The sequence below is a fragment of the Bacteroides sp. HPS0048 genome, assembly GCF_964240755.1.
In the GTDB taxonomy this organism is placed as follows: Bacteria; Bacteroidota; Bacteroidia; order Bacteroidales; family Bacteroidaceae; genus Bacteroides; species Bacteroides nordii.
The window spans coordinates 34,993-49,619 of sequence record NZ_CAXSVC010000037.1; the positions used below are offsets into that span (position 1 = coordinate 34,993).

General features: G+C 39.9%; 15 protein-coding genes and 5 tRNA genes. 4 read left to right on the forward strand and 16 right to left on the reverse strand.

The features are described from left to right. Nucleotides 1-71: 71 nt before the first annotated feature. The 14 genes from rplJ to rpsU form a co-directional block, all read right to left on the reverse strand. Nucleotides 72-593 carry a 50S ribosomal protein L10 gene (rplJ, locus tag ACESQI_RS20685; protein WP_002558083.1) on the reverse strand — a complete coding sequence of 174 codons (522 nt, stop codon included), beginning with the start codon at nucleotides 591-593 and terminating at the stop codon, nucleotides 72-74. A gap of 15 nt (nucleotides 594-608) precedes the next feature. Next, on the reverse strand, nucleotides 609-1,307 hold the full coding sequence (rplA, locus tag ACESQI_RS20690; protein WP_002558084.1) for a 50S ribosomal protein L1: 699 nt from the start codon (nucleotides 1,305-1,307) through the stop codon (nucleotides 609-611). A 15-nt stretch (nucleotides 1,308-1,322) separates the two neighbouring features. Beyond that, the gene (rplK, locus tag ACESQI_RS20695) at nucleotides 1,323-1,766 is read right to left on the reverse strand and encodes a 50S ribosomal protein L11 (protein ID WP_002558085.1); all 444 of its coding nucleotides are present in this window, start codon (nucleotides 1,764-1,766) and stop codon (nucleotides 1,323-1,325) included. Between the two features lie 57 nt (nucleotides 1,767-1,823). Beyond that, a complete protein-coding gene (gene nusG / locus ACESQI_RS20700) occupies nucleotides 1,824-2,366 on the reverse strand; it encodes a transcription termination/antitermination protein NusG (RefSeq protein ID WP_002558086.1) in 543 nt (180 codons plus the stop codon). A 15-nt stretch (nucleotides 2,367-2,381) separates the two neighbouring features. Beyond that, nucleotides 2,382-2,573, reverse strand: coding sequence for a preprotein translocase subunit SecE (gene secE, locus ACESQI_RS20705; RefSeq protein WP_025866944.1), 192 nt, complete (start codon nucleotides 2,571-2,573; stop codon nucleotides 2,382-2,384). A gap of 14 nt (nucleotides 2,574-2,587) precedes the next feature. Beyond that, nucleotides 2,588-2,660 (reverse strand) — tRNA-Trp (locus tag ACESQI_RS20710). A 54-nt stretch (nucleotides 2,661-2,714) separates the two neighbouring features. Beyond that, a complete protein-coding gene (tuf, locus tag ACESQI_RS20715; protein ID WP_007487391.1) occupies nucleotides 2,715-3,899 on the reverse strand; it encodes an elongation factor Tu in 1,185 nt (394 codons plus the stop codon). A gap of 52 nt (nucleotides 3,900-3,951) precedes the next feature. Continuing rightward, nucleotides 3,952-4,023 (reverse strand) — tRNA-Thr (locus tag ACESQI_RS20720). A 12-nt stretch (nucleotides 4,024-4,035) separates the two neighbouring features. Next, a tRNA-Gly gene (locus ACESQI_RS20725) sits at nucleotides 4,036-4,108 on the reverse strand. A 34-nt stretch (nucleotides 4,109-4,142) separates the two neighbouring features. Next, a tRNA-Tyr gene (locus ACESQI_RS20730) sits at nucleotides 4,143-4,225 on the reverse strand. Between the two features lie 158 nt (nucleotides 4,226-4,383). Beyond that, nucleotides 4,384-4,457 (reverse strand) — tRNA-Thr (locus ACESQI_RS20735). 96 nt (nucleotides 4,458-4,553) lie between these two features. After that, nucleotides 4,554-4,853: a ribosome hibernation-promoting factor, HPF/YfiA family gene (gene hpf / locus ACESQI_RS20740; protein WP_002558088.1), complete on the reverse strand. Its 300-nt coding sequence runs from the start codon at nucleotides 4,851-4,853 to the stop codon at nucleotides 4,554-4,556. A 14-nt stretch (nucleotides 4,854-4,867) separates the two neighbouring features. After that, a complete protein-coding gene (gene xerC, locus ACESQI_RS20745) occupies nucleotides 4,868-5,749 on the reverse strand; it encodes a tyrosine recombinase XerC (RefSeq protein WP_007487392.1) in 882 nt (293 codons plus the stop codon). Between the two features lie 73 nt (nucleotides 5,750-5,822). Further along, nucleotides 5,823-6,014, reverse strand: coding sequence for a 30S ribosomal protein S21 (rpsU, locus tag ACESQI_RS20750; RefSeq protein ID WP_002558090.1), 192 nt, complete (start codon nucleotides 6,012-6,014; stop codon nucleotides 5,823-5,825). Between the two features lie 189 nt (nucleotides 6,015-6,203). Here rpsU and ACESQI_RS20755 point away from each other — a divergent pair, with 189 nt between their 5' ends. Both ACESQI_RS20755 and ACESQI_RS20760 read left to right on the forward strand, forming a co-directional pair. Further along, nucleotides 6,204-7,985 (forward strand): aminopeptidase P family protein, encoded by a 1,782-nt coding sequence (locus tag ACESQI_RS20755; protein WP_044166849.1) that lies wholly within the window; start codon nucleotides 6,204-6,206, stop codon nucleotides 7,983-7,985. Between the two features lie 15 nt (nucleotides 7,986-8,000). Next, nucleotides 8,001-8,522: a gamma carbonic anhydrase family protein gene (locus tag ACESQI_RS20760; RefSeq protein ID WP_007487394.1), complete on the forward strand. Its 522-nt coding sequence runs from the start codon at nucleotides 8,001-8,003 to the stop codon at nucleotides 8,520-8,522. Between the two features lie 130 nt (nucleotides 8,523-8,652). Here the strand turns inward: ACESQI_RS20760 and ACESQI_RS20765 are convergent, their stop codons facing one another. Next, nucleotides 8,653-9,873 (reverse strand): 3-deoxy-D-manno-octulosonic acid transferase, encoded by a 1,221-nt coding sequence (locus ACESQI_RS20765; protein WP_007487396.1) that lies wholly within the window; start codon nucleotides 9,871-9,873, stop codon nucleotides 8,653-8,655. A 17-nt stretch (nucleotides 9,874-9,890) separates the two neighbouring features. Next, the gene (gene gltX / locus ACESQI_RS20770) at nucleotides 9,891-11,408 is read right to left on the reverse strand and encodes a glutamate--tRNA ligase (RefSeq protein ID WP_007487398.1); all 1,518 of its coding nucleotides are present in this window, start codon (nucleotides 11,406-11,408) and stop codon (nucleotides 9,891-9,893) included. A gap of 94 nt (nucleotides 11,409-11,502) precedes the next feature. On the opposite strand from gltX, the gene ACESQI_RS20775 reads away from it, so the two are divergent. Together ACESQI_RS20775 and ACESQI_RS20780 are read left to right on the forward strand one after the other, a co-directional pair. Then, nucleotides 11,503-13,563 (forward strand): HD family phosphohydrolase, encoded by a 2,061-nt coding sequence (locus ACESQI_RS20775; RefSeq protein WP_373127005.1) that lies wholly within the window; start codon nucleotides 11,503-11,505, stop codon nucleotides 13,561-13,563. Next, nucleotides 13,560-14,336 (forward strand): hypothetical protein, encoded by a 777-nt coding sequence (locus ACESQI_RS20780; protein WP_195661458.1) that lies wholly within the window; start codon nucleotides 13,560-13,562, stop codon nucleotides 14,334-14,336. Before ACESQI_RS20775 ends, ACESQI_RS20780 begins: the two co-directional genes overlap by 4 nt. Nucleotides 14,337-14,627 lie beyond the last annotated feature (291 nt).

Genomic DNA, 14,627 nt, shown 5'->3' on the forward strand with positions numbered 1-14,627 from the left:
AATTACTTTGTTGATTATAAAAATTATTCAGGTCTTTACTTCCTTCACAGTCAGTGACCCTTTTTTGAAACTTACGCTTCGGTACGTTCACCAAGAGTTTTGAGAACTCCGTGAAGGGTGTTACCACCTGATTGAAGAGCAGAAATAACATTCTTGGCCGGAGATTGCAACAGGGCAATAACGTCAGCAATAACTTCATTTTTACTCTTGATAGCTACGAGAGCATCCAACTGGTCAGCACCAACATAGAAGCTTTCTTCTGCATAAGCGGCTTTCAGTCCAGGAACTCCATCCTTAGCTTTGTCTTTGATCAATTTAGCCGGTACATTAGCAACGTTACTAAACATTACAGCAGTAGTGCCAGTCAAAGAATTGTAAAGAGGAGAAAAGTCTTCTTCCAAAGATTCAAGTGCTTTGTGAAGCAATGTATTCTTAACCACCATCAATTTGATGTCAGCCTTGAAACAAGCTCTTCTCAAGCTACTTGTAGCAGCAGCGTTCATAGCTGTTACATCTACCAAGTAGAAGTGACCATATTCCTTTACTGTATCAGCGATATGCGCAATAATCGTATTTTTATCTTCCTTTCTCATTATTCCTCCGTTTTATTAGATTTCCTCTACCGTCTTCGGGTCGATTTTGATACCCGCACTCATCGTGCTAGAAAGATAAATACTCTTAATATATGTACCCTTGGCTGCAGTTGGTTTCAATTTATTCAATGTAGCAATAAATTCTTTTGCGTTATCGCGAATCTTTTCTGCATCAAATGAAACTTTACCAATTGAAGTATGAACAATACCACTCTTATCAACTTTAAAGTCAATCTTACCTTGTTTTACTTCTTTTACAGCTTTAGCAACATCCATAGTTACAGTACCACTCTTCGGGTTAGGCATCAATCCGCGAGGACCAAGCACACGACCGAGTGCACCAATTTTACCCATGATAGATGGCATAGTGATGATCACATCAATATCAGTCCATCCACCTTTGATCTTTTCGATATATTCATCCAGACCAACATAGTCAGCACCCGCTTCTTTTGCAGCAGCTTCAGCATCCGGTGTACATAGTACCAACACACGAACTTCTTTACCAGTACCATGAGGAAGTGAAACAACACCTCTCACCATCTGGTTAGCTTTACGTGGATCAACACCTAAACGTACATCAATATCTAATGAAGCATCAAACTTAGTAAAAGTAATTTCCTTTACCAAAGATGCAGCCTCTTTCAGTGAGTATGCTTTCCCTGCTTCAATTTTTCCTGCAGCTAACTTTTGATTTTTTGTCAGTTTACCCATTACAATTGAAGTTTATTAATTATTAACCGGGAACTCCCCTTTTACAGCGATACCCATACTTCTAGCTGTACCTGCAACCATCTTCATGGCAGCTTCCACAGTAAAACAGTTCAAGTCAACCATTTTGTCCTGAGCAATCGTACGAACCTGTTCCCAAGTTAATTCGGCAACTTTCTTACGGTTAGGCTCAGCAGAACCACTCTTTACCTTAGCTACTTCAAGCAATTGAATAGCAACGGGAGGAGTCTTGATTACAAAATCGAAAGACTTATCTGCGTAGTAAGTAATAATAACAGGCAGAATTTTACCTGCTTTGTCCTGGGTTCTGGCATTGAATTGCTTGCAAAACTCCATGATATTAATTCCCTTAGAACCCAGTGCAGGTCCAACGGGAGGTGATGGATTTGCAGCGCCTCCTTTAATCTGTAATTTGATTAGTCCAGCAACTTCTTTAGCCATTTTTTAATTGATTTATATATAAACATTAATGAAGAATACTACAGCGTAACACCTGCACTATTCTTTTTCCACTTGCATAAAGCCTAATTCAAGCGGCGTTTTGCGCCCGAATATCTTTACCATGACCTTCAGTTTCTTTTTTTCACTATTCACCTCTTCAATGATGCCACTGAATCCGCTGAAAGGACCAAAAGTAACCTTTACAGTTTCACCTACAACATATGGGATATTTAACTCTTCTCCCGTCTCCTGCAGTTCATCCACTGTACCAAGTATACGATTCACTTCCGATTGTCTAAGGGGTACCGGCTTTTCAGAGCCACCCAAAAAACCTATCACATTAGGAGTATTTCTCAAGTGGTGAGATACCTCACCTACCAAAGCAGCCTCCACCAAAACGTAACCAGGGAGATAACTTCTCTCTTTCACAATTTTTTTACCATTGCGAACCTGATATACTTTTTCGGTAGGAATCAATACCTGAGACACATATTCGCCTAAGTCGCTGTTTTTGATATCAGCTTCAAGATACTCTTTAACCTTAGCTTCTTTTCCACTAATGGCACGCAAAACATACCATTTCTTTTCAATCTCAGACATCACCATTCCTTTTGTTTAATGTGGATAAATTATTTTCTCCATGAAATTCTGGAAACAAAGATCCATCAAGAACACCAGCAGTGCAATTATCAGGGAAGCATATAAAACAGCAACTGCATTACTGGACAATTCAGAATACGTAGGCCACGATACTTTATGTACAAGTTCGTCGTAAGATTCTTTAATATAAGCTACTACTTTTTTCATCTTATAAAAATTAGCACGGGAGGAGAGGCTCGAACTCCCGACACCCGGTTTTGGAGACCGGTGCTCTACCAACTGAGCTACTCCCGTTTGTACATAATCAGTTCCCGATTTACACCGGGAACTGATCATGTTTATTTAATATTAGTCAAGAATTTCAGTAATCTGACCGGCACCTACCGTACGTCCACCTTCGCGGATAGCGAAACGAAGACCCGGATTCAATGCTACCGGATAGATCAATTCTACAGTGATAGTTACGTTATCACCCGGCATTACCATTTCAGTTCCTTCCGGAAGAGTGATCTCACCTGTACAGTCCATAGTACGCAGATAGAACTGAGGACGATATTTGTTGTGGAATGGAGTATGACGTCCACCTTCTTCTTTCTTCAGGATATAAACCTCTGCTTTAAATCTTGAGTGAGGTTTGATCTGACCTGGTTTACAAAGAACCATACCACGTTTGATTTCGTTCTTATCAACGCCACGGAGCAATAAACCTACGTTATCACCAGCTTCACCCTGATCCAGCAATTTACGGAACATTTCAACACCAGTTACAACAGATTTCTTATCTTCACCCAAACCAAGGATTTCAACTTCGTCACCTACATGGATAACACCAGTTTCGATACGACCAGTTGCTACAGTACCACGACCTGTAATAGAGAACACGTCTTCTACCGGCATCAAGAAAGGTTTATCAACATCACGCGGAGGCAATGGAATCCAGTTATCAACTGCATCCATCAGTTCCATAACTTTATCTTCCCATTTTTCAACACCGTTCAATGCGCCAAGAGCAGAACCACGGATGATAGGAGTATTGTCACCATCGAAATCGTAGAATGAAAGAAGCTCTCTCATTTCCATTTCAACAAGTTCCAACATTTCTTCGTCGTCTACCATATCGCACTTGTTCAAGAACACAACCAAACGAGGTACGTTTACCTGACGAGCCAACAGGATGTGTTCGCGAGTCTGAGGCATCGGACCATCAGTTGCAGCACAAACGATAATAGCACCATCCATCTGAGCAGCACCAGTTACCATGTTCTTTACGTAGTCAGCGTGACCCGGACAGTCTACGTGTGCATAGTGACGGTTAGCTGTTTGATATTCAACGTGAGAAGTATTGATAGTAATACCTCTTTCTTTTTCTTCAGGTGCGTTATCGATAGAATCGAAAGAACGCAATTCAGAAAGACCTTTCTTAGCCAACACAGTAGTGATAGCAGCTGTCAACGTTGTCTTACCGTGGTCTACGTGACCGATTGTACCAATGTTTACGTGCGGTTTGGTACGTTCAAATTTCTCTTTAGCCATAGCTTTACTTGTTATTTATTTGATTAATAATCAGCATTTACATCCTTTTATGAGCTGTTACCGGGATTTGAACCCGGGACCTCTTCCTTACCAAGGAAGTGCTCTACCACTGAGCTATAACAGCAAGAAAAAAGAGAGCGGAAGACGGGGCTCAAACCCGCGACCCTCAGCTTGGAAGGCTAATGCTCTATCAACTGAGCTACTTCCGCATTTGCCAAAGTTAACACTCTGTCTTCTTGTTTGTGGGCAAAGATGGATTCGAACCACCGAAGTCGTAAGACAGCAGATTTACAGTCTGCCCCATTTGGCCACTCTGGTATTTGCCCTTAATTAGTTGAAAGTTGAGAGTTAAAAACTACGATATAATTTATTAAATCCAACATCAACATTTTTTTCAATTTAAACAAAGTTTCCAATTTCGTCGTTCATCAATCAAATTTATTTAAAGCTTTCAATCTTGAACTCTCAACTCTCAACTTCTTCGAGCCTCTTGTCGGATTCGAACCAACGACCCCGAGATTACAAATCACGTGCTCTGGCCAACTGAGCTAAAGAGGCAACTACTCAAAAAATGCAACCGTCACGTTCTAACGCGAGCGAAACGGCTGCAAATTTAGTTATTTATTTCTTTCCCGCAAAACTTTTGCGAACTTTTTATTTACTACGTTGTTTTTCCTTGTATTTAACCAGTTGTTTTCCGAGAGCTTCCACACTCACGTCAATAGCCTCTTCAAATGTGTCGCAAATTTTACTCGCATAAAACTCCCCATTCGGAACAAGCACTTTCACTCCGGCCTCCTTATTTTCTGCCGTTTCTGGTTTTACTACCTTTAATGACACCTCTACTTTCTTTATATCTTCGTAATATTTCTCCAACTTAGACACTTTCTTCTGAATGAAAGCCTGCAATTGTTCTGTTGCATCAAAGTGAATCGATTGAATTCTAATTTCCATACTTACCTCCTTTTTTAAGCTCGTGGATGAGCTTGTTTATACACTTTTTTAAGTTCCTCAAAAGTAGTGTGCGTATAAATTTCAGTAGTAGCCAAACTACTATGCCCAAGAAGTTCTTTAACAGCTCCCAACTCCGCTTCATTATTCAGCATTGTTGTAGCAAATGTATGCCTTAACACATGAGGACTTCTCTTTTTAAGCGTCACCACCTTTGATAGGTTCCGTTTCACTAAATTATAGACCAGATTTTTATAAAGCCGTTCGCCATTCTCTTTTACAAAAAAAGCATCAGACACTTTTTGAATCTGCCCGTTTCGTACATCGACATATTTACGCATTTCTTCCTTCAACTCTTCACCAAAAGGAATCAGGCGCTGTTTATTCCTCTTTCCCGTCACTTTCAACAGAGAAGCTGAAAAATCCACATCCACATCATCAAGACCAATCAATTCCGAAAGCCTCATGCCAGTAGCATAAAACATTTCAATAATCAAATGATCCCGACATCCTTTAAATCCCTCACCAAAATCCGTCTCATCCAATAATTTATCCATTTCGTTCTCTTTCAAAAAAGAAGGAAGGGGCTTTTTGTTTTTTGGACCTGTTATTTTTCGTAACGGATCCACCACTACCTCACCTCGTTTTAAAAGGAATTTATAGAACGACCGGAGCGAACTTAGTTTACGATTTACAGAAGTCGAAGTATACCCCTTATCCATCAACGAAACAATCCATTCACGAATAAGTTCAGGTTTTACTTCTATTGGATTAAACTCTCCAATCTCATCCTGAGCGAACTCCTTTAGTTGAGAAATATCTTCACCGTAAGCTAAAACGGTTTTTTCAGAATAATTCCGCTCATACCGGAGATAATCAAGAAAAGAGTCTGTCAACATAACATCGTTACATCTATAATTTTGCAACGAATATATGAAAAGAAATCAATAATTCAAAGGAAATTACGAATTATTAATCTTCTACTTGCTGAAGTTGCTGAACATAAACGGCACGCTCTTTCTTAAGTCTTTTAGTCACAGAAGGTTTATCAAACTGCTGTCTGCTTCTTAATTCTTTAACGATACCGGTTTTTTCAAATTTTCTCTTAAACTTCTTCAGCGCTTTTTCAATGTTTTCGCCTTCTTTTACAGGTACTACAATCATTTTATTACTATTAATATGTTATGGTTTAAAATTTCCGCAGTCAAATTGCGCCGCAAAATTACACATACTTTCTTTATTCACAAAACTTTCGGCAATTATTTCTCAAAATCAGTGCATATGCATCACCTTACAAGCTATTTCCGAAGAAAAATAGTACCTTTGGGGGAAACTTATAATACCTATATTAATATGAAGCAAACGATTAACGAACGCATACAAGCACTGCGATTGATCCTCAAAAGCAAATCAATCAGTGCCTTCATTATCCCAAGTACCGATCCGCATCTCAGTGAATATGTAGCTCCGCACTGGAAAATACGTGAATGGATTTCAGGTTTCACCGGTTCAGCCGGAACAGTAGTTATACTGGATGATAAAGCCGGATTATGGACAGACTCCCGATATTTTTTGCAGGCTGCCCAACAATTGGAAGGTACAGACATTACTTTATATAAAGAGATGTTACCGGAAACGCCCACAATTACAGATTTTTTATGCCAAAATATCAAACCTGGAGAGACGATAGGTATCGATGGAAAAATGTTTTCAGTGGAGCAGGTAGAACAAATGAGAAGAAAGCTCGAAGCCGAAAACATTCATTTGGAAATCTGTGGTGATCTATCAGGAGAAATATGGAAAGAACGCCCAGGCATGCCCAATACACCTGCTTTCATATACGAACTCAAATATGCAGGAAAAAGTTGTCAGGAAAAAATTGAGGCAATCCGTACAAAATTAAAAATGCAGGGAACAGATGGTTTATTCCTTTCAAGCCTGGACGAAATAGCCTGGACTCTAAACCTCAGAGGAAGTGATGTACATTGCAATCCGGTAGTCATCAGCTATTTACTGATTACACAAAACAATATAACTTATTTCATCTCATCAGAAAAAATAACCGAAGAGGTAGGAAATTACCTGAAAGCGCAACAGATAAACATACAACCTTATGATGAAGTTGAGAATTATCTGAGAAAATTGAACATAAAAAGCTTGTTACTTAATCCGTCCAAAACGAATTACGCCATCTATTCGGCAATAAATCCAGCTTGCAATATCATTTATGGAGAATCGCCCGTAACATTACTAAAAGCAGTCCGCAACGAACAGGAGATTGCCGGAATTCATGCTGCAATGCAACGAGATGGAGTGGCATTGGTACGTTTCCTTAAATGGTTGGAGGAGGTAGTACCTTCAGGATTGGAAACAGAACTCACTATAGATAAAAAGCTACATGAATACCGTGCTGCCCAAGCGCTTTACATGGGTGAAAGTTTTGACACCATTGCCGGGTACAAAGAACACGGAGCAATCGTACATTACTCAGCTACCTTAGAGACAGATGTAACCTTACTTCCGAAAGGCTTTTTACTTTTGGATTCGGGTGCACAGTATCTAGATGGCACAACAGATATTACCCGTACCATTGCCTTAGGCGAGTTGACCGAGGAAGAGAAGATTGATTATACATTGATACTCAAAGGGCACATAGCACTCGCCATGGCTAAGTTTCCTACAGGAACCCGCGGAGCCCAACTGGACATCTTGGCACGAATGCCGATATGGCAACATAAAATGAACTTTCTGCACGGTACCGGCCATGGTGTAGGTCACTTCCTCAGCGTACACGAAGGACCACAAAGTATTCGTATGAATGAAAACCCTGTTATTCTCCAGCCCGGCATGGTGACATCCAACGAACCGGGAGTATACAAAGCCGGAAGCCATGGTATCCGCACAGAGAATCTGACACTGGTACGCAAGGCAGGCGAAGGAATGTTTGGCGATTATCTGGAATTTGAAACAATCACCCTCTGCCCTATTTGCAAAAAGGGAATCATCAAAGAGATGCTAACCACCGAAGAGGTGTCATGGCTGAATACATATCATCAAAAAGTGTACGAAAAACTATCACCGGATTTAAACGAGGAAGAAAAGAAATGGTTACAGGAAGCAACAGCAGCAATTTAATAATTATAGAGAAATATGGCTTTAATAAAATCAGTTAGAGGATTTATCCCTGAAATAGGCGAGAACTGCTTTCTCGCTGATAATGCTGTGATCATCGGCGACGTAAAAATGGGACGTGACTGTAGTATATGGTTCAGTACCGTGTTGCGCGGTGATGTAAATTCTATCCGTATAGGTAACGGAGTGAACATACAGGATGGAAGTGTACTACACACCTTATATGAAAAATCAACCATCGAAATTGGTGATCATGTTTCAGTAGGCCACAATGTAACAATTCACGGAGCCACCGTAAAAGACTATGCCTTAATAGGAATGGGCTCTACCCTACTCGATCACACTGTAATTGGTGAAGGTGCCATCGTAGCAGCAGGTTCATTAGTATTAAGCAATACCATTATTGAACCCGGGAGTATATGGGGAGGTGTACCTGCCAAGTTTATAAAAAAGGTAGATCCGGAGCAAGCAAAAGAGCTAAATCAAAAAATAGCTCACAACTACCTGATGTACTCTTCCTGGTATAAGGAAAAAGAATAAAAAAGTGAGAGATAACCCGTAAAAAGTTATCTCTCACTTTTTTTTATATACCAACTTAAAACCTGTTTTAAACTTTCCTCACAAAAGTTTTTACTCAGTTCGTTTTGAGCAAAATTTAAGCAAGCTCCTACTAAAAGTTAATCATATGTAGTATCCGGTCGGTTGCCCCGGCATTACTTGTAACGTAATATCCGGCATTGGCTCCGGTCTCGCGCAGAAAAACCTCATCAGAAAACATCTTATCCAACAAAGTTTTCAACTCTTCATAATCCTTGATAGAATAGGCGCCTTTTGCTTCCAATAATTGCATAGCCTCCATAAATTTCTGATACCTAGGACCAAATATGACGGGAATACCATAAACAGCAGCTTCCAGTGTATTATGGATACCTACTCCAAAACCACCTCCGATATAAGCAATCTCTCCATAACGATAAATAGACGATAACAATCCATAGCAGTCTATTAACAGGCAGTCCGCTTTCAACACATTTTTTTCGTCAGCACGGGTATAGCGCACATATGGCCGTTTCAATTTACTGATAATTTCTACCAAATGATTTTCATCAATAACATGCGGAGCAATAATAAGTTTCATTTCCGGATGAGTATTGAAATATTCCAAAAACAGATCTTCATCAGGTCCCCAGGAACTTCCGGCGACAAAAGTCAACGACTGCCCCTTAAACATCTTGACCAATGGCAAATCTTTTGCCTCTTCACGTATTTGCAACACACGGTCAAAGCGAGTATCACCTACTACTGTCACACGTGTAATACCGATCTTTGACAAATACCGTTTCGAGGTTTCATTCTGCACAAACAGATGATCGAAATCTTTCAGTACATCACGATACGTTCCACCATACCATTTAAAAAATATCTGATCCCTACGAAAAATAGAAGAAACACTATATATCGGAATACGGCGTTTATGCATTTCATCCAGATAGTTCTTCCAGAATTCATATTTTATGAAAAATGCCATACAAGGATTCACAATATCCAGGAACTTCTTCACATTACGAGGTTTATCGAATGGTAAATAGCAAACAATATCCGCTCCGCGATAGTTCTTACGTACTTCATATCCCGAAGGAGAAAAAAAGGTAAGAAGTATCTTATAATCCGGATATTTTTCCCTGATTTTTTCAATAAGAGGCCGTCCCTGTTCAAACTCACCTAAAGATGCAGCATGAAACCATATATAACGGGCATCCTTCTCCACCTGCTGACGGAGAAGTTCATACACCACCCAATGGCCTTTCATCATTTTTCGGGGTTTCCGACTAAATGGAGCGGCCAGATGGACTACAATGTCGTAAATGACTATTGCCAGATCGTAGAGCATATCGTGTATGTATTGTATTACTTCAGAACCTCTACGGCACGCTTCATACGAGCCACTGTTTCTTCCTTACCCAATACCCAGGAAATATCGAACATATGCGGGCCTTTGCCTTCTCCAACCAATGTCAGACGGAATGCATTCATAATATTGCCGGTATGATACTCCTTTTCCGCAATCCAGTCCATCACAATTTTCTCTTGTCCTTCAATGCTGAAATCATCAATGCCAGCCAGCACTTCTGCCAACTCGGTCATGCACTTAGCAGAATCTTCCTTCCAGCGTTTTTTCACTGTCTTTTCGTCATATTCCGCAGGTGCAACAAAGAAAAAGCTGCAAACATCCCATAACTCACGAACAAAACTTACACGGTCTTTCATCATACCTACCACAGTCACCACCTTTTCAAAAGGAGCTTCCACACCATGCTCTTTCAGGATAGGAATAAAGAGTCCGGCTATTTCCTCATTGGATTTCTGTTGAATATACTGATGGTTGAACCAGATGCCTTTTTTATAGTCAAATTTAGCACCCGACTTACTGCAACGATGCAAATCAAAAAGCCGGATTAGTTCATCCATAGACATCACTTCCTGATCATTACCCGGATTCCATCCCAACAAAGCAAGGAAATTAATCACTGCCTCAGGCAGATAACCGGCTTCACGATAACCAGATGACACCTCACCCGTCTTTGGGTCGTGCCATTCGAGTGGAAATACCGGAAAACCAAGACGGTCACCATCGCGTTTACTCAATTTACCATTACCTTCAGGTTTAAGCAACAAAGGCAGGTGAGCAAATGCAGGCATTGTATCTTCCCATCCAAAAGCACGGTATAGCAATATGTGCAAAGGCGCAGAAGGCAACCATTCTTCACCACGGATCACATGAGAAACTTCCATCAAATGGTCGTCCACAATGTTTGCCAGATGATAAGTGGGAAGTTCATCGGCCGATTTATAAAGTACTTTATCATCCAGAATAGATGAATTAATAATCACTTCCCCCCGAATGAGATCATTGACATGTACATCCTCATTGGGTTCTATTTTAAAACGAACCACATATTGTTTGCCTTCAGCAATCAACGCATCGACTTCATCTTTTGAAAGAGTCAGTGAATTACGCATCATACCCCGTGTAGAAGCATCATACTGAAAATTTGCTATTTCAGCACGCTTAGCATCCAACTCTTCGGGAGTATCAAAAGCAATATAGGCCTTGCCATTGTCCAGCAATATTTTTACATACTTCTTGTATATTTCGCGGCGTTCAGATTGACGGTATGGCCCATGTCCTCCTCCAAAACTTACTCCTTCATCAAAATGAATTCCAAGCCATTTGAAAGATTCAAGGATATATTCTTCCGCACCGGGTACAAAACGGTTTGAATCAGTATCTTCAATGCGGAAAATCATATCCCCTCCATGCTGACGAGCAAAGAGATAATTATACAAAGCTGTACGCACACCACCGATGTGCAATGCTCCCGTAGGACTCGGAGCAAAGCGAACTCTTACTTTTCTTTCTGCCATAATTTGCGTTAGTATAGGTAAATCGTGGCAAAATTAAACTTTTTTTTCCACACGATTGTTTTTTTTTGTACTTTTCGCAAAAAATTCAAAGGATATGAATCATCTCAAGAAAAAAAACAGCTTCTCTTACAGAGATTTGTTATACAAAGCACTGATATTTGTAGCTACGGTAGCAGTTATTGTATACTTCCTACCCCGCGATAACAAATTCAGCTATCAGTTTGACACTAACAAACCTTGGAGATACGGGCAACTGATAGCTACATTCGGCTTTCCTATTTATAAAGATGATGCAGTAGTAAAACGGGAGCAGGATAGTCTGCTTGCGTCCTTTCAGCCTTATTATCAATTAAATAAGGATGTAGAAAAAGATGCACTCATCAAGTTAAAGGAGAATTATCAGAATCATCTTAAAGGAATTCTGCCTTCCTATGATTATATCCGTTACATCGAACGAACGTTGAAAGATATTTATGCTGCCGGCATTGTTTCGACAGAAGATGCTCAAAAACTGGATAAAGACAGTACGACAGCCATTATGAAGATAGATGATAAAATGGCCGAATCACAACTTACCGCCAATATCTATACTTTAAAAGAAGCATACGAACATCTGCTTTCTGCAGATACAGCTCATTACAACAGGGACATTTTGCGTCAATGTGCTCTCAACGAATACATATCCCCTAACCTGACTTATGACCAAAAACGCACACAAACGGTAAAAGAAGACATCCTGGACAACTATTCATGGACCAGTGGAGTGGTAGTGAGCGGACAAAAAATCATTGACCGTGGTGAAATAGTCAGTCCGAAAACATACAGTATCTTAGAATCTCTCCAAAAAGAGTCGATTAAACGAAGTGAATCATTGGGACAGAAACAACTTATACTGGCAGGTCAAATACTCTTTGTCAGTATTCTCACTCTTTGCTTTATGCTTTATCTGGAGCTCTTCCGGAAAGACTACTATCAACGAAAAGGCAGTTTATCCCTACTATTTATATTAATTGTATTCTACAGCGTAATCACTGCACTAATGGTGACGCACAGTATATTTAATGTGTATATCCTGCCATATGCCATGCTTCCCATTATCATACGGGTATTTCTCGATTCCCGAACCGCTTTTCTGACGCATGTCATTACAATATTGATTTGTTCGATAGCGTTGCGGTTTCCTCATGAATTTATATTAACACAACTGGCGGCAGGTCTGGTGGCTATCTTCAGTTTGCGGGAACTTTCACAAAGGTCTCAACTGTTTCGAACTGCTGTCTTAGTAATACTCACTTACGCAGCCGTTTACTTTGCATTTGAACTGATAACAGAAAATGACCTCGCGAAGTTAAACGTAAGAATGTATACCTATTTTATTATTAATGGCATTTTACTATTATTTGCTTATCCATTATTGTTCCTTCTGGAAAAGACATTCGGATTCACTTCCAATGTAACTCTGGTGGAATTATCAAATATCAATAATGATCTGCTTCGCCAAATGTCTGAAACAGTCCCCGGTACATTCCAGCACTCTATGCAAGTAGCCAATCTTGCCGCAGAGGCCGCCATCCGCATTGGAGCAAAAAGCCAGTTAGTACGAACCGGAGCCTTGTATCACGACATCGGCAAAATGGAAAATCCGGCATTCTTCACAGAGAATCAATCCGGAGGAATTAACCCACACAAAAATCTGAATTACGAACAAAGTGCACAAGTCGTCATCAATCATGTAACAGACGGACTAAAGCTGGCAGAAAAACATAATCTTCCGAAAGTTATAAAAGATTTCATCAGCACTCATCACGGACGAGGTAAAACAAGGTTCTTCTACATATCCTGGAAAAACGAACATCCCGGTGAAGAACCTGATGATGAAAAGTTCACCTATCCGGGTCCAAACCCTTTCTCTAAAGAAACTGCTATACTGATGATGGCGGACGCCGTAGAGGCAGCTTCACGCAGTTTGCCCGAATACACGGAAGAAAGTATCAGCAACCTGGTAGAAAAGATAATCGATTCTCAGATTGAGGAGGGATATTTCAAAGAATGCCCCATCACTTTCAAGGATATCGCAACTGTAAAAGCTGTATTCAAAGAAAAATTGAAAACAATTTACCACACACGTATCAGTTATCCGGAATTAAAAAAATGAAAATGACATCAAAGGAACAAAAACAGGCCGAAAAGCTGTTGCAACGTAACGGTATAGGGTTTCACGATATCGGGAGTTTTAGTTTTATGAAACGATATTATCAGATGCCACGTAAAAGTAACCTGATATCAAAAGACAAATATGGCGCCGGAGTACTCACTTTACATTTGAATAAAGGTACAACAAAAGCGATCTACCTTCCTTTATATCGCCATCCAACAGCCGTTATCCACTATTTGTTATCCCGGGAAATACCTTTCGAGAACTATAAACCAGGAAAAAGAGAAGCAGGGATAACCATCCCGGAAAAGAAATACCGCCGTTCGTCATTGTACCTCCTTTATTTTGCTTCTTTATTTATCGTATTTGCAATATTAGGATGCAAGATGATTGTGTCAGGCATATTATGGGGAATTATTCCGGGAATACTCTCCCTTATCCTCAGTACTTTTCTGTTGTATGCATTGCTCACCCGCTTTGGATATCTGACTCTTGATAATGATAGCCTTACGGTACATAGCATCGGGCGAACCGTGACTTTTCCTTATAGTAGCCTGCGGAAAGTAAACTTTGACTATGCCCGTGAACGGACCTTTACCTACAATATGGAGGTATTGGACCAGGACTATAACTATTATCTGTATTATATAGGAAGGGTTCCGCGTAGAAAACTGAAAGAAATTACAGAACACTTGCTTCAGGCTGGTATTGATACTACCTGCTACATAGAGACAGATAAACGTTACTATCAGGATAACTATAGCAAACATTAGTTCTCACAATGAATATCCAAATAAATAGCACATTACAGTTTGTAAACATAAAAAACAGTGAATAAGCTGAGAAATCTAAAAGCAACTCTTACCCCCCCAAAAAACACTACAATTAATCCTCTCCATAAAACACTGTATATCAACACATTGAATAAACTTTTTTTCCTCGTATACTCTATTAAAACCAAATGTTTCCGCAGAATATTGCTTTAACAAATGTTAACTACGAAAGATATGTCCTTTCTTCACTATGTTTTCTTTTTCATTACAATTAATGACTGACTCTACTTT